Origin of the sequence: Promicromonospora sp. Marseille-Q5078, assembly GCF_050315395.1 — a bacterium.
Classification (GTDB): Bacteria; Actinomycetota; Actinomycetes; order Actinomycetales; family Cellulomonadaceae; genus Isoptericola.
In genome coordinates this window covers 3,469,937-3,494,776 of sequence record NZ_JBNPQG010000001.1, presented here as the reverse complement: position 1 = coordinate 3,494,776, position 24,840 = coordinate 3,469,937, and the positions used below count along the sequence as shown (strand labels likewise).

Annotated in this window: 15 protein-coding genes; 5 read left to right on the top strand and 10 right to left on the bottom strand. The window is 74.8% G+C overall.

The annotated features are described in order from the left end of the window. The first annotated feature begins 15 nt into the window (after positions 1–15). The 4 genes from ACQFYA_RS16075 to ACQFYA_RS16060 all read left to right on the top strand — a co-directional run bounded on the left by ACQFYA_RS16075 (position 16) and on the right by ACQFYA_RS16060 (position 7,286). Positions 16–3,552, top strand: a complete 3,537-nt coding sequence (locus ACQFYA_RS16075; protein WP_499125811.1) for a proline dehydrogenase family protein — start codon at positions 16–18, stop codon at positions 3,550–3,552. Positions 3,553–3,677: 125 nt separating this feature from the next. Then, entirely contained in the window at positions 3,678–4,523 is an 846-nt protein-coding gene (locus tag ACQFYA_RS16070) for a patatin-like phospholipase family protein (RefSeq protein WP_499125810.1), read from the top strand. Next, the gene (locus tag ACQFYA_RS16065) at positions 4,520–5,581 is read left to right on the top strand and encodes a 1-acyl-sn-glycerol-3-phosphate acyltransferase (protein WP_499125809.1); all 1,062 of its coding nucleotides are present in this window, start codon (positions 4,520–4,522) and stop codon (positions 5,579–5,581) included. The genes ACQFYA_RS16070 and ACQFYA_RS16065 overlap by 4 nt, the downstream gene beginning before the upstream one ends. Before the next feature lie 97 nt (positions 5,582–5,678). Further along, positions 5,679–7,286: an APC family permease gene (locus tag ACQFYA_RS16060; protein WP_499127572.1), complete on the top strand. Its 1,608-nt coding sequence runs from the start codon at positions 5,679–5,681 to the stop codon at positions 7,284–7,286. A gap of 100 nt (positions 7,287–7,386) precedes the next feature. Here ACQFYA_RS16060 and ACQFYA_RS16055 read toward each other — a convergent pair whose 3' ends face one another. The 6 genes from ACQFYA_RS16055 to ACQFYA_RS16030 all read right to left on the bottom strand — a co-directional run bounded on the left by ACQFYA_RS16055 (position 7,387) and on the right by ACQFYA_RS16030 (position 14,332). Continuing rightward, complete coding sequence (locus tag ACQFYA_RS16055) at positions 7,387–8,397, bottom strand: LacI family DNA-binding transcriptional regulator (protein ID WP_499125807.1); 1,011 nt, start codon at positions 8,395–8,397, stop codon at positions 7,387–7,389. 9 nt (positions 8,398–8,406) lie between these two features. Further along, complete coding sequence (locus tag ACQFYA_RS16050) at positions 8,407–10,011, bottom strand: glycoside hydrolase family 1 protein (protein WP_499125806.1); 1,605 nt, start codon at positions 10,009–10,011, stop codon at positions 8,407–8,409. Positions 10,012–10,091: 80 nt separating this feature from the next. Continuing rightward, positions 10,092–11,006 (bottom strand): carbohydrate ABC transporter permease, encoded by a 915-nt coding sequence (locus ACQFYA_RS16045; RefSeq protein WP_499125804.1) that lies wholly within the window; start codon positions 11,004–11,006, stop codon positions 10,092–10,094. Next, positions 11,003–12,166 carry a carbohydrate ABC transporter permease gene (locus ACQFYA_RS16040; protein ID WP_499125802.1) on the bottom strand — a complete coding sequence of 388 codons (1,164 nt, stop codon included), beginning with the start codon at positions 12,164–12,166 and terminating at the stop codon, positions 11,003–11,005. Before ACQFYA_RS16040 ends, ACQFYA_RS16045 begins: the two co-directional genes overlap by 4 nt. 107 nt (positions 12,167–12,273) lie before the next feature. Further along, a complete protein-coding gene (locus ACQFYA_RS16035; RefSeq protein ID WP_499125800.1) occupies positions 12,274–13,599 on the bottom strand; it encodes an ABC transporter substrate-binding protein in 1,326 nt (441 codons plus the stop codon). A gap of 211 nt (positions 13,600–13,810) precedes the next feature. After that, a complete protein-coding gene (locus ACQFYA_RS16030) occupies positions 13,811–14,332 on the bottom strand; it encodes a DUF2505 domain-containing protein (RefSeq protein ID WP_499125798.1) in 522 nt (173 codons plus the stop codon). Positions 14,333–14,395: 63 nt separating this feature from the next. Between ACQFYA_RS16030 and ACQFYA_RS16025 the strand changes: the two genes are divergently transcribed. Beyond that, positions 14,396–15,880 carry a sensor histidine kinase gene (locus ACQFYA_RS16025; protein WP_499127570.1) on the top strand — a complete coding sequence of 495 codons (1,485 nt, stop codon included), beginning with the start codon at positions 14,396–14,398 and terminating at the stop codon, positions 15,878–15,880. A gap of 105 nt (positions 15,881–15,985) precedes the next feature. Here the strand turns inward: ACQFYA_RS16025 and ACQFYA_RS16020 are convergent, their stop codons facing one another. The 4 genes from ACQFYA_RS16020 to ACQFYA_RS16005 all read right to left on the bottom strand — a co-directional run bounded on the left by ACQFYA_RS16020 (position 15,986) and on the right by ACQFYA_RS16005 (position 24,555). After that, positions 15,986–16,234 (bottom strand): WhiB family transcriptional regulator, encoded by a 249-nt coding sequence (locus tag ACQFYA_RS16020; protein WP_166849954.1) that lies wholly within the window; start codon positions 16,232–16,234, stop codon positions 15,986–15,988. Positions 16,235–16,364: 130 nt separating this feature from the next. Further along, entirely contained in the window at positions 16,365–21,077 is a 4,713-nt protein-coding gene (locus ACQFYA_RS16015) for an FtsK/SpoIIIE domain-containing protein (protein WP_499125796.1), read from the bottom strand. Positions 21,078–21,136: 59 nt separating this feature from the next. Next, positions 21,137–23,764: an FtsX-like permease family protein gene (locus ACQFYA_RS16010; protein ID WP_499125794.1), complete on the bottom strand. Its 2,628-nt coding sequence runs from the start codon at positions 23,762–23,764 to the stop codon at positions 21,137–21,139. Continuing rightward, positions 23,761–24,555: an ABC transporter ATP-binding protein gene (locus ACQFYA_RS16005; RefSeq protein ID WP_499125792.1), complete on the bottom strand. Its 795-nt coding sequence runs from the start codon at positions 24,553–24,555 to the stop codon at positions 23,761–23,763. The genes ACQFYA_RS16010 and ACQFYA_RS16005 overlap by 4 nt, the downstream gene beginning before the upstream one ends. Positions 24,556–24,840: the final 285 nt, after the last annotated feature.

Genomic DNA, 24,840 nt, shown 5'->3' with positions numbered 1-24,840 from the left:
GTTCACCCTGGGGGCATGAGTACCTCCGTTCCGGCGCGCGGCGCCCACCCCTCCGCCGCGCGCGACGTCTCGGGCACGCAGAGCGCCGAAGCCCTGGTCGAGGACGCCGTCGCCCTCGCCCACCACTGGATCGCCGTCGCCTCCGGCTCGTCGCCGCAGGGCGGTGGCGGGTCGACGACGCGGGCCGACCGCAAGACCCGCGCCACGGCCGAGCGGCTCGGCTCGCTCGTCTCCGACCCGGCGGGGCTCGAGCTCGCCGTCGGCTTCGTCGACGACGTCGCCCGCCCGCACGACGTGGGCGTCGCCGCCACGGCCCTGGCCCGCCTCGGCCGGGACGCCGGCTCCGCCACGTTCCTCGGCCCCGTCGACCGCGCCCTGTTCAAGGTCGGCGCCGTCGTCGCGCCCGCGCTGCCGTCCGTCGTCGTTCCTGCCGCGCGGATCCGGCTGCGCCAGCTGGTCGGGCACCTCGTGGCCGACGCCGGCAAGGGCCTCGGCCAGCACCTCGCCCGCACCCGAGCCGAGGGCTACACGCTCAACGTCAACCTGCTCGGCGAGGCCGTGCTCGGGGCCGACGAGGCCGCCGCCCGCCTCCAGCGCACCGTCGACCTGGTGCGCCGCCCCGACGTCGACTACGTCTCCGTCAAGGTGTCCTCCGTGGCGGCGCAGCTCGTCACCTGGGACCTGGACGGCTCGCGCGAGCGCGTCGTCGAGCACCTGCTGCCCCTGTACCGGGCGGCGCGCGACCACGGCGTCTTCCTCAACCTCGACATGGAGGAGTACAAGGACCTCGCCCTGACCACCGCGGTCTTCACGCAGGTGCTCGACCGCGACGAGTTCCGCGACCTCGAGGCCGGCATCGTCCTGCAGGCCTACCTGCCCGACGCGATGGGCGCGCTCGACGACCTCACGGAGTTCGCCCAGCGCCGCGTCGCCGCCGGCGGCGCCCGCATCAAGGTGCGCCTCGTCAAGGGCGCCAACCTGGCGATGGAGCACGTCGAGGCCGAGCTGCACGACTGGGCGCAGGCGCCGTACCCGACCAAGCCGGACGTGGACGCGAACTATGTGCGCATCCTCGACCACCACCTGCGCGCCGACCGCACCGCCGCCGTCCGCCTGGGCGTGGCGTCGCACAACCTCTTCCACGTGGCGCTCGCGGTGCTGCTCGCCCGCGGCCGCGGGGTCACCGAGGGCCTCGACATCGAGATGCTGCAGGGCATGGCGCCCATCGAGGCGCGCCTCGTGCGCGACGAGGTGGCCAAGGACGGCGGCCACGTCGTGCTGTACACCCCGGTGGTGCGCGACGAGGACTTCGACGTCGCCATCTCCTACCTGGTGCGCCGGCTCGAGGAGAACGCGGCCGAGCAGAACTTCCTGCACGCCGCCTTCGCCCCGGCCGCCGGGCACGACGGCGTCGAGTCGACGGCGATGGAGCGGCAGGAGCTCGCCTTCCGGACGTCGGTGACGCACGGCGTGCACTACGAGCCGGTGGACGTCGCCCCGCGGCGCCGGGACCGGTTCGCCGGCGGCGCCACCGCGCCCACGGCCGCGGGCTGCCCGTCCGCGGAGCCCTTCCGCAACGCCGTCGACACCGACCCGGCCGTCGCCGCGCACCGCGCCTGGGCCCGCAGCGTCGTCGGCCCCGACTCGGGCTACGTGCCCGTCCAGACGCCCGAGGTCACCGCCACCGCGGAGATCGACGAGGCCGTCGCGCGCGCCGTCGCCGCGCAGCGCGCGTGGGGCGAGGTCGCCCCCGCCGACCGCGCGCGCGTGCTGCGTGCCGCCGCCCGCCAGCTCGAGACGCACCGCACCGACCTCGTCGCCGCGATGGTGCACGAGCCGGGCAAGACCGTCGCCGAGGCGGACCCCGAGGTCAGCGAGGCCATCGACTTCGCCAGCTACTACGCGGCCTCCGCCGAGGCCCTCGAGCAGGTGGACGGCGCCACGTTCACGCCCGACGGCGTCACCCTCGTGACCCCGCCGTGGAACTTCCCCGTCGCCATCCCCACGGGCGGCGTCCTGGCGGCGCTCGCGGCCGGGTCGTCCGTGCTCGCCAAGCCGGCACCGACGACGCCACGCTGCTACGAGCTCGCGATCGAGGCCGTGCACGCCGCGTTCGACGAGGTCGCCCCGGAGATCGGGCTCGACCCGCAGGTCGCGCGCGACGTCGTGCAGCTCCTGCGCGTGCCCGACGGGGACTTCGGCCGGCACCTGGTCACCCACCCCGATGTGGCCCGCGTCCTCCTCACCGGCTCCATCGAGACGGCCGAGATGTTCGCGTCGTGGCGCCCGGAGCGGCCCGTGCTCGCCGAGACGTCGGGCAAGAACGCGCTGGTCGTGACGCCGTCGGCGGACCTCGACCTCGCCGTGTCCGACCTCGTGAAGAGCGCCTTCGGGCACGCCGGGCAGAAGTGCTCCGCCGCGTCGCTGGTCATCCTCGTCGGCTCCGTGGGCGACCCGGCCAGCGAGACGGGCAAGCGGTTCCGGCGCCAGCTCGTGGACGCCGTGCAGTCGCTCGCCGTCGGCTCGGCCACCGAGCTGTCCACCGTCATGGGGCCGCTCACCGAGCCCGCGCAGGGCAAGCTGCTGCGCGCCCTCACGACGCTCGAGCCGGGGGAGTCCTGGCTGGTGCGCCCGCGCCGGCTGGACGACGCGGCCGCGGCCGCGGGGATCGAGGCGGACCGCCTCTGGTCGCCGGGCCTGCGCGACGGCGTCGCCCCGGGGTCGTTCTTCCACCTCACCGAGGTGTTCGGCCCGGTGCTCGGCGTCATGACCGCCCAGGACCTCGACGAGGCGATCCGCCTGCAGAACCAGGTCGACTTCGGCCTCACCGCCGGGATCCACTCCCTCGACGACGACGAGATCGCCACCTGGCTGGACCGCGTCGAGGCCGGCAACGTGTACGTGAACCGGCACATCACCGGCGCCATCGTGCAGCGCCAGTCGTTCGGCGGCTGGAAGGCCTCGGCCGTCGGGCCGGGCGCCAAGGCGGGCGGGCCCAACTACGTGGCCGAGCTGGGCGCGTGGGCGGACGCCGACGGCGTGCCGTCGCGCACCGCCGACCCCGAGGGCTGGCTCGCGGCGGCGCAGGCCTCCGACGACGCGGCCTGGGCCGCCGAGATCGGCGTGGGCCACGACAGGTCGGGCCTGCGGGTGGAGGAGAACACCTTCCGCTACCGGCCGATCGAGCGCCTCACCGTCCGCGTCGGCGAGGGCGCCCTGCCGATCGAGGTGCGGCGCGTGCTCGCCGCGGCGAAGCGGGCCGGTGTCCCGGCCGTCGTCGTCCCGGACTCCGACTCCGGCTGGGGCGTGCCGCACGAGGCGCCGACGTCCCACGAGGACTTCGCGGCGGCCGTCGCGGCGGGCCGCGTCACCGGCCGCGTCCGCGTGGTCGGGCGCGCGCCCGGGCTGCACGAGGCCGCGGCGACGCGCCTCGGCTCGGTCACGGTCCTCGACGCCCCGGTGGTCGCGTCCGGCCGCCGCGAGCTGCTCGCCGTCGTGCGCGAGCAGGCCGTCAGCCGCACCCGGCACCGGTACGGGCACGTGCACGCCTGACCCGCCTTCTCCCGCCGAGATAGAGAGGCAAGTCGGCGAGATAGAGAGCAGCCCGCCCCGTCGGGGCGGCGAGCTCTCTATCTCGCCGACTTGCCTCTCTATCTCGGCGTGGAAGCATCGCGGCCATGACGGTCGCGTTCGTGCTGGGCGGCGGCGGCGTGCGCGGCGCCGTCCAGGTCGGGATGCTCCAGGCGCTGTTCGAGGCGGAGGTGCGCCCCGACCTGGTGGTCGGCACGTCGATCGGCGCGATCAACGGGGCGGCGGTGGCCGCCGAGCCGAGCGTCGCCGTCGTCGACCTGCTCGGCGAGGCGTGGGCGTCGCCCACCGCGAACGAGGTCTACGGCGAGCCCTGGTACCGGCAGCTCTCCCGCCTCGCCCGCTCGCGCACGCACCTGTACGACCCGGAGGCGCTGCGGCGGCTCATCGCCGGCACCGTGGGCGAGCGCACGGCGTTCGAGGACCTGCGGGTGCCGCTGGTCGTCGTCGCGGCGAGCATCGAGCGGGCGTCGGAGCGCTGGTTCGACTCGGGCCCGCTGGTGGAGGCCGTGCTCGCCTCGGCGTCCGTGCCGGGCGCGCTGCCGCCCACCGAGATCGGGGGCGAGCACTTCGTCGACGGCGGCATGGTCAACTCCATCCCGCTCGGCGAGGCCGTGCGGCGGGGCGCGACGACGGTCTACGTGCTGCAGGTGGGCCGCGTCGAGGAGCCGCTGACCGTGCCCACCAAGCCGTCCGACGTCGCGCGCGTGAGCTTCGAGATCGCGCGGCGGCACCGCTACTTCCGGGAGCTGGAGGAGGCCCGCCGGGTCGCGACGGTACACGTGCTGCCGACCGGCGGCGCGCTGCCGGGCGACCAGAAGCTCGGCGCGTTCCGCCGCATGGACGCCACCCACCGGCGCATCAAGCAGTCGTACACGGCCGCCCGGGACTACCTCGCGGGGCTCGCCGCCCCCGGCGCGGGGACGTCGGCGTGATCGCGCCCCCGCCGCGCTGGGTGCGCCGGCTGACGCTGGCGCCGCTCGTGGTGCTGCTCGCGGTGCTCCTGGTCCCGACGACGATCATGCTCGCGCTCGTGGTGGGCGCCGCGCTCACGTGGCTGCTGCCCGGGCGGCTGCGGGTGCTGCGCCTGCTGTGGATGCTGTCGTTCTACGTGCTGTGGGACGCGGCGGCGGTGGTGGTCCTGTTCGTCCTCTGGGTCGCGTCCGGGTTCGGCCTGGCGATGCGCCGGCCGGGGATGCAGCGGGCGCACGTCGCCGTGGCCCGGTGGGCGCTGGCCGTGCTGTTCTGGCAGGTGCGCTGGACGCTGCGGCTGAAGATCGTGGTCGAGGCGCCCACCGGCGCGACCGTGCCCGACGTCCCCGTGCTGGTGCTCAGCCGGCACGCCGGGCCGGGGGACTCGTTCATCCTGGTCGACACGCTGCTCGGCCGTGCCGGGCGCACACCGGCCGTCGTGCTCAAGGACACGCTGCAGTGGGACCCGGCCGTCGACGTGCTGCTGAACCGGCTGCCCGCCGCGTTCGTCACGCCCCGCTCGCGGCGCCGTCCCGGCGCGCCGGGGGCGACGGAGACCGTGGCCCGGATCGCGGGCGACCTCGGGCCCGACGACGCCCTGGTGCTGTTCCCGGAGGGCGGCAACGTGACGCCGCGGCGGCGGGCGGCGCGGATCGAGGCGCTCCGGGCGGCGGGCCAGGGGGCTCTCGCCGACCGGGCCGAGCAGATGCCGCACGTGATGGCGCCCCACACGGGCGGGTACCTCGCCGCGCTCCGCGCCGTCCGGCCGGACGCGGCCGTCCTGGTCGTGGCGCACAGCGGGCTCGAGCGGCTCGTCACCGCGCGGGACATCTGGCGGGAGCTGCCCATGGACAAGACGATCGTGCTCGGGGGGCGGATCACGCGCGTGGCCGACCTGCCCGCCGACGCCGAGGGGCGCGAGCTGTGGCTGTTCGACCAGTGGGAGGGGGTGGACGCGTGGATCGCCGACCAGGACGCCGACCGCCCGACCGTCCGCCTGCGCAAGGATCGCTCCGGCTGAACGCCCCCTTCACGATGTCGTGGCGTCGGGTAAGGTCTCCCAGCCGCCGGGACCCGGTGGTATGGACCACCCAGTAAGGAGCACCCACGTGCAGCTCATGCGGAGGCGCTCGATCGAAGCCACGATCGCAGCGTCCGACGAGCCCCAGCGTCAGCTCAAGCGCACCCTCGGAGCCTGGGACCTCGTGGTCCTCGGCATCTCGGTCGTCATCGGAGCCGGCATCTTCTCGAAGGCCGCGCAGGTCTCGGCCACGCAGACGGGCCCGTCCGTCGTCATCTCGTTCGTCATCGCCGGGATCGTGTGCGCGCTGGCCGCGCTCTGCTACGCGGAGTTCGCCTCGTACATGCCGGTCGCCGGATCGGCGTACACGTTCTCGTACGCCTCGATGGGTGAGCTGCTCGCCTGGATCATCGGCTGGGACCTCATCCTCGAGATGTTCTTCGCCGCGTCCGTGGTCGCGAAGGCGTGGGGGCTGTACTTCGACAACTTCCTCAACGTGTTCGGCCTCGGCGGCGTGGACTCCGAGGGCGTGGCGTCCGGGATCCACAACACGGTGCACCTCGGCGGGGTCTCCTTCGACTGGGGCACCGCGATCCTGATCGCCGTGCTCGCGACCCTGCTCGCCGTCGGGACCAAGCTCTCGACGCGTGTCACCGGCGTCCTCACCGCCATCAAGGTCGCCATCGTGCTGCTCATCATCGTGGTCGGCTTCGCGTTCTTCAGCGCGTCCAACCTGAGCCCGTTCGTGCCCAGCCCCGAGTCGTTCGGCGAGTCCACGACCCACGGCACGACGATGACGCAGACCCTCTTCTCGTGGATGGCGGGCGCCGAGCTCTCCGTCGGCGGCGTCATGGGCATCCTCGCCGGCGCCGGCACGGTGTTCTTCGCGTTCATCGGGTTCGACGTCGTCGCCACGGCGGCCGAGGAGACCAAGGAGCCGCGCAAGAACGTGCCCCGCGGCATCCTGGGCGGCCTCGCCATCTGCACCGGCCTGTACATCGCGGTCTCGATCGCGCTGTCCGGCATGGCCACCCCGCAGCAGCTGCGCGACGCCACGCCCGACGGCGGCGCGTCCGCGACGATCATCACGGCGTTCCAGCTGCAGCCGAACGCGCCGGCGTGGGCCACGCAGGTCATCACGGTCGGCATCCTCGTGGGCCTGACCACCGTGGTCATGGTGCTCATGCTGGGCCTCACCCGCATCGTCTTCGCGATGAGCCGCGACGGCCTCCTGCCCCGCGGCATGTCGAAGACGTCCGAGAAGCGCGGCACCCCGGTCACGATCCAGATCGGCACCGCGGTGCTCCTGGTGATCGTCACCTGCTTCTTCTCGGTCGACGTGCTCGGCAACATGGTGAACATCGGCACGCTGTCCGCGTTCGTGCTGGTGAGCTTCGGCGTCCCGATCCTGCGCCGGCGCCAGCTCAAGGCGGGCGGCGGCGAGGCCAAGGCCGACCACTTCAAGGTGCCGTGGTCGCCCGCGCTGCCGATCATCTCCGGCGTGCTCTGCCTGTGGCTGATGCTCCAGCTGGACGTCGAGACGTGGCTGCGGTTCCTCGTGTGGCTCGCGCTCGGGTTCGCGATCTACTTCGGCTACAGCTACCGCAACTCGCAGCTGGGCAAGCATCCGGAGCACCTCGCCGCCGACTACCGCGAGGGCCGGAAGACGGCCGTCGGGGTCGACGGCGCCGCGTCGCGCGACTGACGCCGAGATCGGTCCTCCGGTTCGAGATCGGTCCGCATGACGACCGATCTCGCACCGGAGGACCGATCTCGCTCTCCGGCCCGATCCTTCGGAGCGGCGGCTAGGCCGACTCGCCCTCGACCAGGCGCGGCACGAAGATCTGCGGCTCGATCGGCTCGTTCGCACCGGCGAGGACGTCGAGCAGCGTCGACGTGGCGGCCGTGACCATCGCGACGACGGGCTGCAGCACGGTGGTGAGCCGCGGCGTGGTGCGCTCCGCGCCGAGGGCGTCGAAGCCGACCACGGCGACGTCGTCGGGCACGCGCCGTCCCGACTCCAGCAGCACCTGCAGCGCTCCGGTGGCCATGAGGTCGGAGGCCGCGAACACGCCGTCGACGTCCGGGTGCTCGGCGAGGATCCGCTCCATCGCCGTGGCGCCGCCGGCGACGGTGAAGTCGCCGTTCTCCACGGCGACCGGCGGCAGCCCGGCGTCTGCGAGCGTGCGCTGCCACGCGTCGTGCCGGTCGACGGCCGCGGTCATGTCGAGGGGCCCGGTGATGGTGGCGATGCGCCGGCAGCCGCGGTCGACGAGCCGCTGCGTGGCGGTGCGCCCGCCCGACGCGTTGTCCACGTCGACGAAGTGCAGCGACTCGGTGTCGAACGGGCGCCCCACGAACACGGCGGGCAGGTGCGAGCGCGCCAGCTCGGGCTCGAGCTGGTCCTCCTTGTGGTGGGACGCCACGATCACGCCGTCCACGTGCCCGGAGCGCAGGTACCGCGCAATGTGCCCCGGCGGCTCGCCCGGCCGCGCGAGCAGCAGCACGAGCTGCAGCTCCGTGCCGGTCAGCCCCTCGCTGACGCCGCGCAGCACCCCCGCGAGGAACGGGTCGGTGAGGATGCGGGCGTCGGGCTCGGGCACGACGAGCGCGATGGAGTCCGTGCGGCGGGTGACCAGGGAGCGGGCCGCCCGGTTCGGGGCGTACCCGAGCCGGGCGACGGCGTCGTCGACGGCGGTCTGTGCCTCGGGCGACACGCGGTCGCCGCCGTTGATGGCGCGGGACGCCGTGGACCGCGAGACCCCAGCGGCCCGGGCGACGTCGTCCAGCGTCGGGCTGGCGTGCTCGATGACCACGAGCGGAGACTACTCTGCGTCCGCGCCGGTCACCGGGCCGGGCGCAGCGCCCGTCCCGGCGGGTGCGCCGAGCGCCGGCACGACGCCCGTGCGGGCGACGTCCGCGTACCAGCGCCCGGACGACTTCACGGTGCGCTCCTGCGTCTCGTAGTCGACGTGCACCAGACCGAAGCGCTTCGAGTAGCCGAGGGCCCACTCGAAGTTGTCCATGAGCGACCACGCGAAGTAGCCGCGCACGTCGGCCCCGGCGTCGATCGCGTCCATGACGGCGCGCAGGTGCGCGTCGACGAACGCGAGCCGGTCCTGGTCGTCGATGCTGCCGTCGGCCTGCACGACGTCCGGGTACGCGGCGCCGTTCTCCGTGATGAACATCGACGCGCCGCGCGGGCCGGTGTAGTCGCGCTGCAGGCGGGTGAGCAGGCGCGTGAGCCCCTCGGGCTGCACCTCCCAGCCCATGTCGGTGGTGGGCAGGCCGCGGCTGTGGTGGTGGATGCCGTCGGGCACCGGGTTCGGGGACCGGGTCTCCCACACCGGGGCGCCCTCGGTGGTCTCGCGCGCGCCGTCGGGGCCGGCGGTCCCCTCGGGGGTCTCGCCGGCGGGCACCTGCGGCGTGGCGGAGACGGCGCCACCGTTGTAGTAGTTCACGCCGAGCACGTCGATCGGGGTGGAGATCACCTCGAGGTCGCCCGCGCGCACGACGTCGGCGAAACCGAGGTGCGCCACGTCGTCGAGCAGGTCCTGCGGGTAGGCGCCGCGCAGGATCGGGTCGAGGAAGAACCGGTTGAACATGCCGTCGTCGCGGCGCGCGACGTCGACGTCGGCGGGGTCCGCCGGGTCGACGGGGTCGGACACGGTGAAGTTCAGCGTGAGGCCGAGGATCGCCTCCGGGTCGCGCTCCCGCAGCGCCTGCACGGCGCCGCCGTGGGCGAGCATCAGGTGGTGCGCCGCGGCGAGGCCGAGCTCGGGCGACTTCTTGCCGGGCGCGTGCGCTCCGGAGGTGTAGCCGAGGAAGGCGGAGCACCAGGGCTCGTTGAGCGTCGTCCAGACCTTCACCCGGTCGCCGAGGGCCTCGTGCATCGTCGTGGCGTAGTCGACGAAGCGGGACGCGGTGTCGCGGTTCGGCCAGCCGCCGAGGTCCTCGAGCGCCTGCGGCAGGTCCCAGTGGTACAGGGTCAGCCAGGGCAGCAGGTCCGCGCCGAGCAGCTCGTCGACGAGGCGCGAGTAGAAGTCCAGGCCCGCGGTGTTGACCGACTTCCCGTCCGGCATGACGCGCGCCCACGACGTCGAGAACCGGTACGTGTCGAGGTGCAGGCGCTGCATCAGCGCGACGTCCTCGCGGTAGCGGTGGTAGTGGTCGTCGGCGACGGACCCGTCGTCGCCGTTCTTCACGGCGCCGGGGATCCGGCAGAAGGCGTCCCAGACCGAGTCCTGGCGCCCGTCCTCGGCGGTCGCGCCCTCGATCTGGAAGGCGGCCGTCGCGGTGCCCCAGAGGAAGCCGTCCGGGAACGTGACCGGTCCCGCGGCGTGCGCGGAGCCCGTGAGGGGTGCGGTGGGCGTGAACGGCACGGCGGTGCCGGGGGCCGCCCGGCGCGCGCCGGGGGTGGGGAGCGTCATGAATTCGGATCTTTCCATCGGTGGGGTGCCCTCGCAGCCGCATGGTGCGGCGGCTGCGAGGGCGGGACGACGAGCGGTGGTCAGCCCTTGACCGCGCCGGCCATGATGCCCGCGACGAGCTGCTTGCCGACGAAGGCGAAGATCACCAGCAGCGGCAGCGTCACGAGGAAGATGCCGCCCATCACGAGCGAGTAGTCCACGAAGAAGTTGGCCTGCAGCGACTGCACCACGAGCGGGAGCGTCGGGTTCTGGCTGTTCAGCACGATGGACGGCCAGAAGAAGTTGGTCCACTGCTGCACGAAGGTGAACAGGCCCAGCATGGCCGCCGCCGGGCGCGCGGCCGGCAGGGCCACGGACCAGAACGTGCGGATCATGGAGGCGCCGTCGACGCGGGCGGCCTCGATGAGCTCGTACGGCAGGGACTCGGAGAGGTACTGGGTCATCCAGAACACCCCGAAGGCCGTGACCAGGCCCGGCACGATGACGGCCTGCAGCTTGCCGATCCAGTCCAGGTCCGACATGAGGATGTACATCGGGATGACGCCGAGCTGGGTGGGCACCGCCATCGTGGCGATCACGAACACCAGCAGCGGCCCGCGCCCGCGGAAGCGGAGCTTGGCGAACGAGTAGCCGGCGAGCGTGGAGAACAGGACGACGGACGCCGAGGTGATCACGGCGACGATCACCGAGTTCACCAGCGCCTTCCAGAAGTTGATCTGCTCGGACGCCATCACCGTGGCGAACTGCTGGAACAGGGTGGCGTCGGGCAGCCACTGCGGCACGGCGTTCTGCGCGATCGTCACGGGGTCGGAGGACCCGAGCAGCAGCGTGAAGTACAGCGGGAACACCGAGATCAGCAGGACGATCCCGAGCAGCACGTAGGTGACGCGGCCCGGACGGCGCTGGGCCGAGCGGGTGCCGCGGCTGCGGCGCTTGGCGGCGGCACGGGCGGCCCGCGGGCCGGCGGTCTGGGCGGTGACGGCGACGGAGCTCATCGGCGGTCCTCCCGGTCGGTGGTGGTGTCGGAGGGCGTTCCCGTCGACGGTGACGTCGGGGGGAAGGAGGGCGGCCCGCCGACGGGAGGCGAGGCGGGACGGCCGGACGCGGCCGCGGCGCCGCCGGCCGCCTGGGCCTGGGCGAGCAGCTGCCGGGTGTGCCGGCGGCTCACCTTCGTCGCCTTCGGCCCGGAGGTGGAGATCCGCTGGGTGATGAGGAAGTTGATCAGGCCGATCACGAGGATCAGCAGGAAGAGCAGCCAGGCGACGGCCGACGCGCGGCCGAAGTTCTTCTGGTTGCCCCACGCGACGTCGTAGAGGTACACGACGGTGGTCATCCAGTCCTTGTCGGGGCCGCCGAGACCCTTCGGGTCGTACATCCGGACCTCGTCGAAGATCTGCAGGCCGCCGATGGTCGACGTGATGACGACGAAGATGATGGTGGCCCGGATCTGCGGCACGGTGACGGAGAAGAACTGGCGCGCCCGGCCGGCGCCGTCGATGACGGCGGCCTCGTAGAGCTCGCGCGGGACGGCCTGCATCGCGGCGAGGAAGATCAGCGCGTTGTAGCCGGTCCAGCGGAAGTTCACCATCGAGGCGATGGCCGCGTGGCTGGCGATGCGGTCGGTGTGCCAGCCCACCGGGTCGATGCCGACGAGCCCCAGGAGCTCGTTGATCAGGCCGTAGTCGTCGGCGAACATGCGCCCGAAGATCATGGAGACCGCGACGGGTGCCACGACGTAGGGGATGAGCACGCCCATCCGCCAGAACGTGGCCGCGCGGAGGTTCTGGTCGAGGAACGCCGCGATCGTGATCGCCAGGATCACCTGCGGCACGCTCGAGAGGACGAAGATCGAGAACGTGTTGACGAGCGTCTTCCAGAACATCGGCTGCGCCAGGACGTCGGCGTAGTTCTGCAGGCCGACGAAGTCGCCCTGCCCGCCGAGCAGGTTCCACTGGTGCAGGGACACGAACGCGGTGTACCCGAGCGGGAACAGGCCGGTGAGCGCGAACAGCAGGAAGAACGGCGAGATGTACAGGTAGGGGGACACCTTCACGTCCCAGCGGCCGAGCCGCTGGGAGAACCCGACGCGTCGGGCGGGACGGGGCCCGGGGGCACCGCGCTGGTGCGTGGGTTGGGTGGGGGAGAGGACGGCCATCTGCTGCTTCCTGTACGTCGCGCCGGTCGGGCCGGTCGCTGGTCGAGCCTGTCGAAACCCGGTTTCGACAGGCTCGACCAGCGTGGGGTCAGTGACTGGTCAGGGGGTCAGAGCCCGAGCGAGGCGTACTCGTCGAGGGCGCCCTGCCAGCTCTTCTCCGGGTCGTCACCGTTGAGGTCGACCCGGTTGAGCGCGTCCTGCACGGCCTGGTGGATCGAGAAGTAGTTCGCACCCTTGAACGGGGCACCCTCGATCGCCTGCGCGCGGGCCGAGAAGATCGGACCCACGGGAGCGTCGTTGAAGAACTCGTTGGTGGACGACTGCACCTGCTCCGAGGCCTGCGCCTCGAGCTGCGACGGGAACGTGTTCGCGTTCTCGTACGCGGTGGTCTGCTGCTCCGGCGCGGTCAGCCACGCGGCGAGCTCCTTGGCTGCCTCGGCGTGCGCGCCGGAGGCCGGGACGGTGAGGAACGAGCCGCCCCAGTTGCCGCCGCCACCGGGGAAGACGTCGGCGACGTCCCAGCCCTTGACGCCGCCGGCGTTCTGCTCGATGGACGCGGTCATCCACGGCGGGCAGAGCATGGTGGCCCAGGCGTTGTTCTGGAACCCGGCGGTCCAGTCCTCGCCCCACTGCTCGAGGCCGGCGGACAGCTTGTCGTCCACCGAGGCCTTGAGGACCTGGTCGTACAGGTCCTTGATCTCCTGGTTGGTCGCGAGGTCCTTCGGCTCGCCCGACGAGGGGTCCTCGTAGGCGCCCTCGAGCTGGTTGACCATGCCCTGGTAGGTGGGCACGGCGCCGTCGAACCAGGCGGACTCCGACTTGGCGACGAACTGCTTGCCGACGTTGAAGTAGTCGTCCCACGTCGCGTCGTCGCCGCCGAGGAGCTCCGCGACCTTCTCGCGGTCGGTGGGCAGGCCGGCCGCCTTGAAGAGGTCGGAGCGGTAGCAGATGGCCTCGGGGCCGATGTCGGTGCCGTAGCCGATGACCTTGCCGTCGGTCGTGGTGGCCTGCTGGACCTTCCAGTCCACCCACCGGCCGTCGAGCTCCGGGTCCGCGAGGTCCTCGAAGAGGTCGGGGTAGGTCATGAGCTCGGGGAGCCAGTCGACCTCGATGGCCTCGATGTCGGCCAGGCCCTCGCCGCCGGCGGCGAGCTTGGTCGTGAGGTTGTTGCGCGCGTCCTCCGAGGTTGCCGCGGTGACCTGCTTGACGGTGACGTTCGGGTGCTCCTCGGTGTACTTGGCGAGCATCTCGTCGGTGTACCCGAACTGGTTGAAGGTGGCGACGGTCAGAGTGACCTTCTCGTCGCCGGATGCGGTGTCGCCGTCGTCGTCCGAGCCGCCGCAGGCGGTCAGGGCGAGAGCGAGGGTCGCGACGCCGGCGGTGACCGCGACGGCGCGGCGGGTTCGGCGGGTGGGTCGGGTGCTGTCGAGCACGGTGACTCCCTTGTCTGGTTCGGGCTTGCGAGTTGGAGGGTTGGTAGCGCTCCCACCTCCGTGGTGGTAGCGCTCCCACAGCCAGGAGATGATGCTGGACTTCGGTAGCCGTGCAAGTCAAGCCCGCTGCGGGCGCCGTTGCCGCTTCGTGACGTGAGCAGTGGTGTCGCCGCAGGTCAGGGACTTGCGCGATGGGGGCGTGTCCGGATCGTTACCGGTCTTCACCCGGTCCGCGACGCTCGGCGAGCCACTCGCGGCCGGCCGCGCCCTCGGCCTCCAGGGTGGTCCTGACGGCCCGCGCGGCGGCCTCGGCCACCGCGGCGCCGAAGAGCGGCACCGTGGCCCGGACCTCGCCGTCGTACACCTGCCGGGTGCCGCCGCCGGGCAGCGGCTCGAGCCGCACGGTGCCGGTCACGCGGACCGGGGCGCCGGCGATCTCGACGGCGATGGTGCCGGTGCGCAGGTCGCCCGCGGGTGCCTCCCAGACCTCCGCCTGCCGGACCTCGAGGTGGTCGCCGACGAACGGCCGGACCTGTGCGGGGATGAGGTCCGTGGGCAGCGTGCGCCGCACCACGACGCTGAACCCCGTGGCCGGGCTGCCCGTGACGTCCGTCTGCTCGACGTCGCCTGTCGGGCCCCGACGCGCGCGCCATCGGACGAACGCCTCGTCGGCGAGCATCGCCGCGACGTCGTCCGCGTCCGCCGCGTAGGTGAGCTCCACGGTCAGGTGCACGAGGTCACCCTACCGACGCCGAGGGAGACCGGGGACGCCCGTAGGCTGGTGGGCGTGTCCGCCATGAGTGACCTCATCGCCCAGAACACCGACCTCTCCGAGGGAGACGTCGAGTGGTTGCACCTGCTCGTCGGCGACTGGCAGCTCGTGTCAGACCTCGCGTTCGCCGACCTGGTGCTCTGGCTCCCGACCACCGACGGCGGGTTCGTCGCCCTCGCGCAGTGCCGGCCGTCCACCGGCGCGACCGTGCACTACGACGACATCGTCGGGTCGTTCGCCCCCGACGGGCAGCGCCCGCAGCTCGCGGCCGCGATGACCGAGGTGCGGTCGCAGCGCTCGCGCGAGCCGCGCTGGTTCGGCGCGTACGCCGTGCGCGAGGAGGCCGTGCCCGTGGTGCACGACGGGCGGCCGATCGCCGTCGTCGCCCGGCAGACCAACCTCGGCTCCGGCCGCACGCCCAGCCGGCTCGAGCTCAACTACGTGGAGTCGGCCGACGACATCCTCGCGATGATCGCGCGCGGCGAGTACCCCGCCCCCAACGCGGCCACCGGGCCCCGGCGCGGCGCCCCGCGCGTCGGCGACGGGCTGATCCGCCTCAACTCCGAGGGCGAGGTGCTGTACGCCAGCCCGAACGCCCTGTCCTGCTTCCACCGGCTCGGCGTGATCGGGCCGCTCGTCGGGCAGTCGCTGGTGGAGGTGACCGCCGACATCGTGCAGTACCAGTCCACCGTGGACGAGTCCCTGCCGCTGGTCGTGATGGGCCGTGCGCCGTGGCGCACCGACATCGAGGCGAAGGGCGTCGCGCTGTCGCTGCGCGCGCTGCCGCTGACCGACCGCGGTCAGCGCATCGGCGCCGTGCTGCTGTGCCGCGACGTGTCCGAGCTGCGCCGGCGCGAGCGCGAGCTCATGACCAAGGACGCGACGATCCGCGAGATCCACCACCGCGTGAAGAACAACCTCGCGACCGTCGCCGCCCTGCTGCGGCTGCAGGCCCGGCGCATGGACGTGCCCGAGGCGCGGGCCGCGCTCGAGGAGGCGATGCGCCGCGTCGCGACCATCTCGATGGTGCACGAGTCGCTGTCGCAGACCCTCGACGAGCACGTGGAGCTCGACGACATGCTGAGCCGCGCCCTGCGCCTCGCCGCCGACGTCGCGTCGACGAACACCCAGGTGCGTACCCGCCAGACCGGGTCGTTCGGGATGGTGCCCGCGCAGGACGCCACGCCCCTCGCGCTGGTCCTCACCGAGCTGGTGACCAACGCGGTCGAGCACGGGTTCCCGGGGCGGGAGTCGGGCACCGTGGAGATCGACGTGCAGCGCGACGGGGGGTCGATGCGCGTGGTCGTCGCCGACGACGGGGTGGGGATGCCGGACGGCATCGCCACGCTCGGTCGGGCGTCGCGCAGCGGCCTCGGGTCCCAGATCGTGCAGACGCTCGTGACCAACGAGCTGGGCGGCACCATCGACTGGGAGGCGCGCGAGGGCGGCGGCACGCAGGTGGTGCTGGAGCTGGAGCTGCGCGACGGCCAGCCGGCGTCGCGCTACTGACGTCGGGCCGCTGACGGCGGGGCGCCGACGAGTGCTCCCGGACGAGACGAAGGGACGGACCGCGGTGCGGTCCGTCCCTTCGGGTGTCTCGTGGCGACCCGGAGGTCAGCCGGCGCGGCGCGCGCGCGCCGTGCGGCGCTTCAGCGCCCGGCGCTCGTCCTCGCTCATGCCACCCCAGACGCCGGCGTCCTGGCCGGACTCGATGGCCCACTTCAGGCACGTGTCGACGACGTCGCAGCGACGGCAGACGGCCTTGGCCTCCTCGATCTGCAGGAGGGCGGGGCCGGTGTTGCCGATGGGGAAGAAGAGCTCAGGGTCCTCGTCGAGGCAGGCGGCCTTGTGGCGCCAGTCCATGTCCATCTCCTCGGTGCAGGGAACCCGGTCCGTCTGGGGGCGCGCCGCGGCGCGCCCGTCCGGGTCCGGTGGGTGGGGGTTGCGGAATCTGCTGTCCAGCGTCACACCTCGTGAAGCGCCGCACAAGGGGTTACGCGGAAGTTTCTCGCGCATGAAGCGTGAGTGCTTCATCACACTGTCGTGAAACTGCAGGTCGCACGTATTCTGACGTGTCATGCGCCCTCCTGTCACCCCCTCGCCCGGCGCCGACGACGGCCCTCACGGCTCCCGGCCACCCGGCCTGCGGGTGGTCGCGGCGGGGATCGCGATCGAGGTGCTGCTGCTGGTCGTCGCCGCGGCGCTGGTCGGTCTCGAGCTGGTGCGCGGCGCCTCGAGCAGCGTCGCCGGGAGCGCCTTCCTGGTCGTCTTCTGCCTCGGGCTCGGCTGGCTGCTCGTCGTCGCGTGCCGCGCCCTGTGGGCCGGGCGTCGTGGCGGGCGCGCGCCGGTCGTCGTATGGCAGATCATGCAGGGCCTCGTCGGCGTCAGCCTGCTCACCGCGGGCGCCCTGTGGGGCGTGCTCGCGGGCGTCGGCCTCCTCGTGGTCGCTGTCGCGGTGCTGCTCGCCGTCATGTCCCGCCGGGTGGTCGAGGTGACCTCCGGCTGACGCGGGCGGGTCGTCCCCCGGCCGCGCCACCTGCACCGCCCGCACCCGGCCCGACACGACGAGCGCGGCCCGACCCGCCCGCGCCGGGCCGGGGTCGGCCGCGTCCGCGAGGGGCACCCCCAGCAGGTCGTCGGCGCCGCGCTCGCCCGGGTGCAGCACGACGCCCGTACGCCGCGCCCGCAGCTCCGCGAGCGCGCCACGGTGTGCGAGCACCGTGCCGGTCGTCGTGGACGACGCGACGAGGGCGCGCCCGCCGGCGTCGACGAGCCCGGCGAGCCGCTCGGCCTCGAGCGGGAGCTGCTGGGCAAGGGCGTCCAGGTCGTCCACGACGAGGACGCCGGGCCCGAGGGCGTCCAGGAACCCGCCCAGGGCGGCCGGGGACGGGGAGACCGCGGGCGCCGCGCCCGCGTCGCGCCGCAGGGCGGCGTCGCGCGAGACCACGCCCGCGAGCCGGCCCGCGGCAGCCAGCCGGCGGGCGACCACCCGCAGCACGGTGGTGCGCCCGCTGCCCCGGGGGCCGGTGACGAGGGCGCCGTGCGCGACGTCGAGCCCGACGGGGGCCGCGTCGTCGCCCCCGACCCCCACCGGGACGACGACTCCCTCGACGACTCCCTCGACGACTCCCTCGACGACTCCCTCGACGGTGCCCGCGCCGCCCGGCGGCGCGGCGCGATGGCGCCCGGCGGGGGCGAGGTCCCGCTCCTCGACCGTGGCGGGGAGCGGGCGCACGACGGGCGGCGGCGTCGCCGGGCGGATCGCCGTGCGTGCCGGGCCGTCGGCGGGGAGGAGCACCTGGCACAGGAGCTGCTGCCGTCCGAGCCAGGCCGCCCGCCCCGGCGGGCCGCCGCGACCCGCCAGGTCCGACGGGGCGCCGAGGACCACGTCGGCGTGCGCCTCCCGGCCCAGCAGCACGATCCTCGGGCCGACGCGCGGGGCCAGCCCCCCGAGGGTCGCGCCGTCCGACGCGAGGGCGAACGCCACCCCGGGCGTCGCCAGCGCGCGTGAGAGCGGGTCCCACGGCTCCGGCCCGGCGAGCGCGGCGCGCAGCTCCTCGACGCCGTCGACCAGCACGAGCGACGGCACGGGCGACGGGCGCTCGGCCAGCAGCCGCAGCAGCCGAGCCGCGCGCCGCGGGGACTGCGGGCCGGCGAGCGTGCCGAGGCCCGGACGGTCCTCGAGGGCGGCGAACCGCGCCAGGACCGCCGACGGGGCGAGCACGTGTACGTGCCACCCGCGGTCGAGGGCGGCCTGCGCCAGCGTCACCAGCGTGGTCGTGCGGCCGGAGCGCGCGCGGCCGACGACGCCCAGGTGACCGGCCTCCGGGTCCCAGCGCAGCAGGGTGCGCCGCTGGCGGTCGGGGTCGTCGCCCATCGCCACGGGCAGCCCGCGCGGCGTGCCGGTGGCACCCGCGTCGTGAGTGCCGGCGTCGTGGGTGTCGGCGTCGTGGGTGTCGGCGGCGTCGGACAGGTCGGCGTCGTCCGCCGGGAGGTGTTCGGGCAGCGGGGGCAGCCACGGTGCCCGGCCGGGCCGCAGGCCGCGTGCCTCGGCCGCGGCGCGGGCACCGTCCACGAGCCGCTCCACCACCCCAGACGCGGTGGCGTCGGCATGGTCGTCGGCATGGTCGTCGGCATGGTCGTCGGCATGGTCGTCGGCCGTCGGCGGCGCGCCCCACGCCGGCGCCCGCCGCACGACGCTCCCGGCGGTGGGACGGCCCGCGGCGTGCGCGCACTGCACCACGACGGGCGGCTCGGCGCCTCGGCGCAGGACCGCGCGACCGGGCACGCCCGGGGGTATCCGCGCGGCCGCGGCCGTCTCGACGACGTCGAGCGAGTCGGCGACGTCCACCACCCGTAGGGCGAGCCGCGCGGACACGTTCGCACGGACGTCGGCGCTCACGGCACCGGCGGGTCGCTGCGTCGCGAGCACGAGGTGCACGCCCAGCGAGCGGCCCTGGGCGGCGACGCGGAGCAGCCCGGGCAGGAAGTCGGGGAGGTCGTCGGCCAGGGCGCGGAACTCGTCCACGACGACGACCAGCCGCGGCGGGGCGTCGGGGAGCCCGGCCGGCAGCGCGGCCAGGTCCGCGACGCCGTGCCGCGCCAGCACGTGCTCGCGCCGGTGCAGCTCGGCCCGCAGGCCGGCGAGGGCGCGCCCCGCGAGCCCGGGGTCGAGGTCGGTCACCTGGCCGACCACGTGCGGCAGCCGTGCGCAGGCGCCGAACGACGCGCCGCCCTTGAAGTCCACCAGCGCCAGCGCGAGGTCCCGCGGGGAGCGGCGCGCGGCGAGCCCCAGCACCAGCGACTGCAGCAGCTCGGACTTGCCCGCGCCGGTGGTCCCCGCCACGAGCAGGTGCGGGCCGTCCGCGACCAGGTCGAAGGGCACCGCGCGCCCCCGGGCGTCCCGGCCGACCGGCACGGCCCAGCCGTCGGCCGCGTCCCAGCCCGCGCCGGGGTCGTCCGGCTCGTCGAGCAGCGTGACGAGGGGGACGACGGCGGGGAGCCGGGGGTCGACGGGGTCGCCGTCACCGGCGCCGACGTCCACCGCACCATGGCCGCTTGCCGCACGGCCGTCCGGGAGGTCCAGGGTGCCGAGGGACCGCCGCAGCCCCGCCAGCCCCGCGACGAGGCGTGCCGCGTGCTCCGCCCGGTCCGCGGTGACCCCGACCAACGGGCCGGAGGCCGCGGAGCCGTCCGGGGCGGACCGACGCACCGACCCTCCCCGCACCCGCCACGTCGTGCGGCACCACGCCGGCACGGGCGCGCCGTCGGGGAGGCACAGGAGCACGGCCCCGCCCCGGGCGGCGACGTCCTCCCGGCGCGCGGCGTCCACGAGCGCGCCGGCGTCGTCCGCCGAGTCCGGCAGGTCGACGACCAGCACGGGCGGGCCTCCCGCGGGCAGCCAGCGGCACCACGACCAGGCGTCGTCCGCGCCCGCGACGTCGACCGACGCGCCCGCCGCGGCGAGCTCCACGACCGCCGACCGTGCGGCGGCCAGCACGTCCGCGCGGCTGCCGACGACCGCCATCGCGCCGTCCGGGACGAGCCGGGCGACGACGCCCTCCGTGGCGGCCGCCCCCGGACCACCCGGGCCGTGCCCGGGAGCGCGCGCCCGGGTCGCGGCCCGGGCGACGGCGGCCCGCCATGCGCCGTCCGAGGCGTGGTGCGCCGCGACCAGCCGGGCGAGCAGCGGGCCCGGCGCGTCGCCCACGACGTGGCCCGCCGGGGTGCCCGGGCCGGCCCCGTCGCCGGGCGCCCCCGGCCCGGCGCCTGCGGGGTCCGGGGCGGTCGCGCCGGTGCGGCGCCGGCGCCGGGCGGCGACGAGCTGCGGGACCAGGGTCGCAAGGCCGAGCAGGGAGAACAGGGCGTAGGCGGGCTGGCGCAGCACGGCGGCGAGGACGAGGGAGCCGACGACGGGGAGCGCGGCCGTGGCGAGCATGCCCGCGCCCGGCGCCCCGGACGTGCCGGCGCTGCCGCCCGCGGCGCGGCCGGGGACGGCGTCGAGCCACGTCGCCGCGTCGCCGGAGCGGTGCAGGGTCCACGCGCGGCTCCCGTGCGGCCCCGCCAGCTCGAGGCGCTCACCCGGTCGCCACCGGCGGGGGAGGCGCCCGACGCGCCGTGGTCGTCGCCGGGCCGGGGCGTCGGGCCGCACGAGACGCGGCGACCCCGCCGCCCGGCCGGCCCGGGCGCGGACCGTGACGCGCTCGGGCCGCCGCGGGTCGGCGCGCACGACGACGCCGGTCGGGGGGCCGCCGTCGCGGGGAGCGCCTGCGGAGCGGTCGTCGTCGCGAAGGGCTGCGGCGACGCCGGGAGCGAGGGAGGCCGCCGTGCCCGCGGCCGAGCCGTCGGCCCGGGCGACGAGCCACGGCCGGCCGAGCACGACGGCGGGGTCGGCGCCGCCGCGGGCGCCCGACCGCTGCCGCTCCGCCGACGGCTCGTGCAGGGTGAGCACCGCCCCCGGCAGCAGCGGGCGGTCCCCGACGACGTCGGCATCGGTCACGGGGACCCCGTCCGCGGCGAGCGGGGAGTGCCGCAGCTCCGGCCGGCGCAGCAGGGCGGCGAGGTCCGCCCGGCAGGCGCCGAGGATCGCCCCGGCCGGCAGCAGGACGTCCTCGCCAGGGTGCACGGTCACGCGCACGTCGCCGTCCCCGCCGGCGCGGGGCGCAGGGCGGGAGACGGCGAGGGCGGGCACCGCGGAGGTCGACATGACCTCCAGGGTGCCCGCCCCGGGCGGCCGTCACGGACGGCCTGTGGACAACTGCCGGGTCACTCGCTCGCGAGCGCCTCCACCGGCGACGTGCGCGCCGCGGTGCGGGCCGGCGCGACCGATGCCACGAGCCCGGCGACGGCGGCCACGACCAGCATCAGCAGCACGTCGCGCCACGGCACGACGATCGCCGGGGTGCCGGCCCAGCCGAGCGCCGCCGCGGCGCCCGCCCAGCCGTAGACCAGGCCGAGCAGCACGCCGAGCACCGCGCCGACGACCGCGATGAGCAGCCCCTCGACGGCGAGCATGCCGCGCAGCTGGCCCTTGGAGAGCCCGATCGCCCGCAGCGTGGCGGACTCCCGCCGCCGTTCGATGACCGACAGGGACAGCGTGTTGGCCACGCCGATCAGCGCGATCACGACCGCCGCGGCCAGCAGGCCCACGACGATCCCCAGCGCGGTGTCGATCACCTGCTGGAAGCCGGCGCGCTCCACCGCCGCGCCCACCACGTCGGCGGGCGCCTCGGTGTCGGCCACCGCGTCCTGGACGTCCGGCACCACGTCGACCGCGTCGGACGGGTCGTCGAGCCCCACCCAGAGGCTGGTCACCGGGGCGTCCGCGTCGAGCGCGGCGAGGTCGTCCGGCACCACGAGGAAGCCGCTGTCGGCGAGGTCGGTGACCGCCGCCGTGACCTCGAGCCTCCCGTCCGGTCCCGCGAGGGTGAGGGTCTGCCCGTCGGTGATGCCCCACGCCTCGGACAGCTCCTCCGGCACGACGGCCGTGCCCGGTGCGAGCGGGGCGACCATCTCGGTGCTGCGCAGCACCGACGTGGCGTCCGCCGGCTGCACGCCGCGGACCGTGACGGCGAGGCCGTCGTCGACGCCGTCCCCGGTGACCTGGGCCGCGGAGGCCGGCGACTCCACCACGGTGGACACGCCGGAGACCTCGCGGACGGTGTCGGCCAGGGTCGTGGGGACCGGCGCGACGGTGCCGTCGCCGGCGGCGACGCTCGTGGGGTCGCTCGACAGGTCGGTCGAGACGGTGACGTCCACCGGGTAGCGGGAGTCGAGCTCGGAGTCCATGGTGACCCGCGCGCTGGCCGCGCCGGTCGACATCATGCCGACGAGCGTGACGCCGATGAGCAGGGCCGTGGACGTGGCGGCCGTGCGGCGCGGGTTGCGCAGCGTGTTCGCGGCCGCGAGCCGCGCCGTCGGGCCCGACAGGCCCACGAGACGCCCGGCGAGCGCCACCACGCGGGGCAGCCAGAACACGGCCCCGACCAGGACGCCGACGAACGACAGGACGCCGCCCGCGACGCCGACGAGGAGGCCCGCGCTGGGCTCGCCGCCCGCGGTGCTCAGGGCGACGCCGCCGCCCAGCACGACGAAGCCGATCACGGAGACGAGGATCGACAGCACCAGGCGGACGCGACCGGCGCCCCGGGCGGCCGAGGGTGCGTCCGCGGGGCGGAGCGCCTCGAGCGGGGCGACGCGGGTCGCGGCACGGGCGGGGGAGAGCGCCGCGACGAGGGTCACGACGACGCCCACGACGAGCGGGACGAGGACCACGGCGGGCGTGACGTGGACCGTCGACGGCAGCGGGACGCCCAGGTCCATGCTCCCGCCCACGGCGAGCGCGGCCTGACCCAGGCCGATCCCGGCCAGCAGGCCCACGGCCGAGGAGAGCAGGCCGAGCACGGCCGCCTCGAACAGCACCGACCGGCGCAGCTGGCCCTTGTCCGCCCCGACGCAGCGCAGCAGCGCCAGCGTGCGGGTGCGCTGGGCGACCAGCACCTGGAACGTGTTCGCGATGACGAGCGCGGCGACGAGCAGCGCGACGGCGGCGAACACGAGCACGAACGCCGTGAAGATGACGTTGTCGCCGCCGGTCATCTCGTTGGCGACGGTCTCCGCGTGCTCGGTCGGCGTCACGACCTGCAGGTCCGCGGTGTCCGCGCCGGAGGCCGACGCGGCGCTGGTGAGCGCGCCCGAGATCGCGGTGCGGGCCTGCTCGACGTCGGTGCCGCCATCGAGCGTGACGAGCGCGGTCGCCGGGTCGGTCGGCTCCTCGCCGGGGGCGCGCAGGGCGTCCTCCCAGGCGGTGACGTCGGCCGCGGGGGCGACGGCGGCGCCGCCCTGCATCGAGTACGCGCCGAACGGGTCGGTGAGGGTGCCGGAGACGGTGAGCCGCTCCCGGACCTCCTTCCACGTCGCCTCCTGCGGGTCGTCGAGGACGTTGCGGACCAGGGTGACCTGGTCGCCCGCCGAGACCTTGAGGCGCTCGGCCACGTCGACCGGCAGCGCGATCTGGCCCGAGGCGTCGGGCAGCGCGCCGTCGGCGACCTCGAGCGGCAGCACCGACGTGTCCGACGGCTCGGCCAGCACGGCCTGGTAGATCGTGCGGCCGCCGTTCTCGAGCTGCTGGAACGACATGAGCTGCTGGTCGGCCGTGGCGACGCCGTCCACGCCGCGCACGGCGTCCAGGTCGGCGTCGTCGACGGGGACGCCGCGGACGACGAGGTCGGCCCCCGTGTACTGGGCGGCGATCGAGTCGTAGGTGGTGCGGGTGATGACGTTGCCCGCGAGCAGCGTGATCGCGACGAACGCCGTGCTGATCACGATCGCGAGGCCGGCGGCGGCGAGGCGCCCGGCGCTCCGCCGCATCTGCGACAGGGTGAGGCGGATCATCGCGCGCCCACCGTCCGCAGCGCGTCGAGGCCGGCGAGGGCGGACTCCGGCGTCGGGTCGGAGATGTCGCCCGCGATCTTGCCGTCGGCGATGAGGACGACGCGGTCGGCGTACGCGGCGGCCGCCGGGTCGTGGGTGACCATGATGATCGTGCGGCCGAGCTCGCGCACGGAGCGGCGCAGGAAGCTGAGCACCTCGGCGCCGGAGCGGGAGTCGAGGTTGCCCGTCGGCTCGTCCGCGAACACCACGTCGGGCTGGGCGACGAGGGCGCGCGCGATCGCGACGCGCTGCTGCTGGCCGCCGGACAGCTCGCTCGGGCGGTGGGTGAGCCGCTTGCCGAGGCCGAGCGTGTCGACGAGCGTGCCGAACCACGCCCGGTCGACCGTGCCGCCCGCCAGCTCCACCGGCAGCGTGATGTTCTGCTCCGCGGTGAACATGGGCAGCAGGTTGAACTGCTGGAAGACGAAGCCCACGCGGGACCGGCGCAGCGCGGTGAGCGCCTTGTCGTTCAGGCCGGTCACCTCGGTGGAGCCGATGAAGGCCTGCCCGCCGGTGGCGCTGTCCAGGCCGGCCAGCAGGTGCATGAGGGTCGACTTGCCCGAGCCGGACGGGCCCATGATCGCGGTGAAGCGGCCGGCCGTGAAGTCGACGTCGACGCCGTCGAGGGCGCGCACCTGCGCCTCGCCGCGCCCGTACGTCTTGGTGAGGGCGCGGGCCCGCACGGCCGGGGTGACGGTGGGCCGGGCGGCGGTGCCCTCGTCGGGGATCGGGACGTACACGGTCGTGTCCACGGAAGCTCTCCGGTGTCTCGGGGTGGTGGTCCGCGGGCTGCCAGCAGGCCGTGGACCAGGACACCAGCGACGCTACGGAGCGCCGGACGCGCGGACATCGGTCCGGGGGCTGGTCCTGCGCGGCTCCCAGGTCATCCTCAGGTATGACACCGACCCTGAGCGCCACCCTGAACTGTCCCTGACCTGCGCGCCTGCGAGTTGTCAGGACCACGCGCGGGTTGCGGTGCTCCTGGTCCTGACAACTCGTCGGCCCGAGCGGCTGTCAGGGCCAAGAGCGTGTTCCGG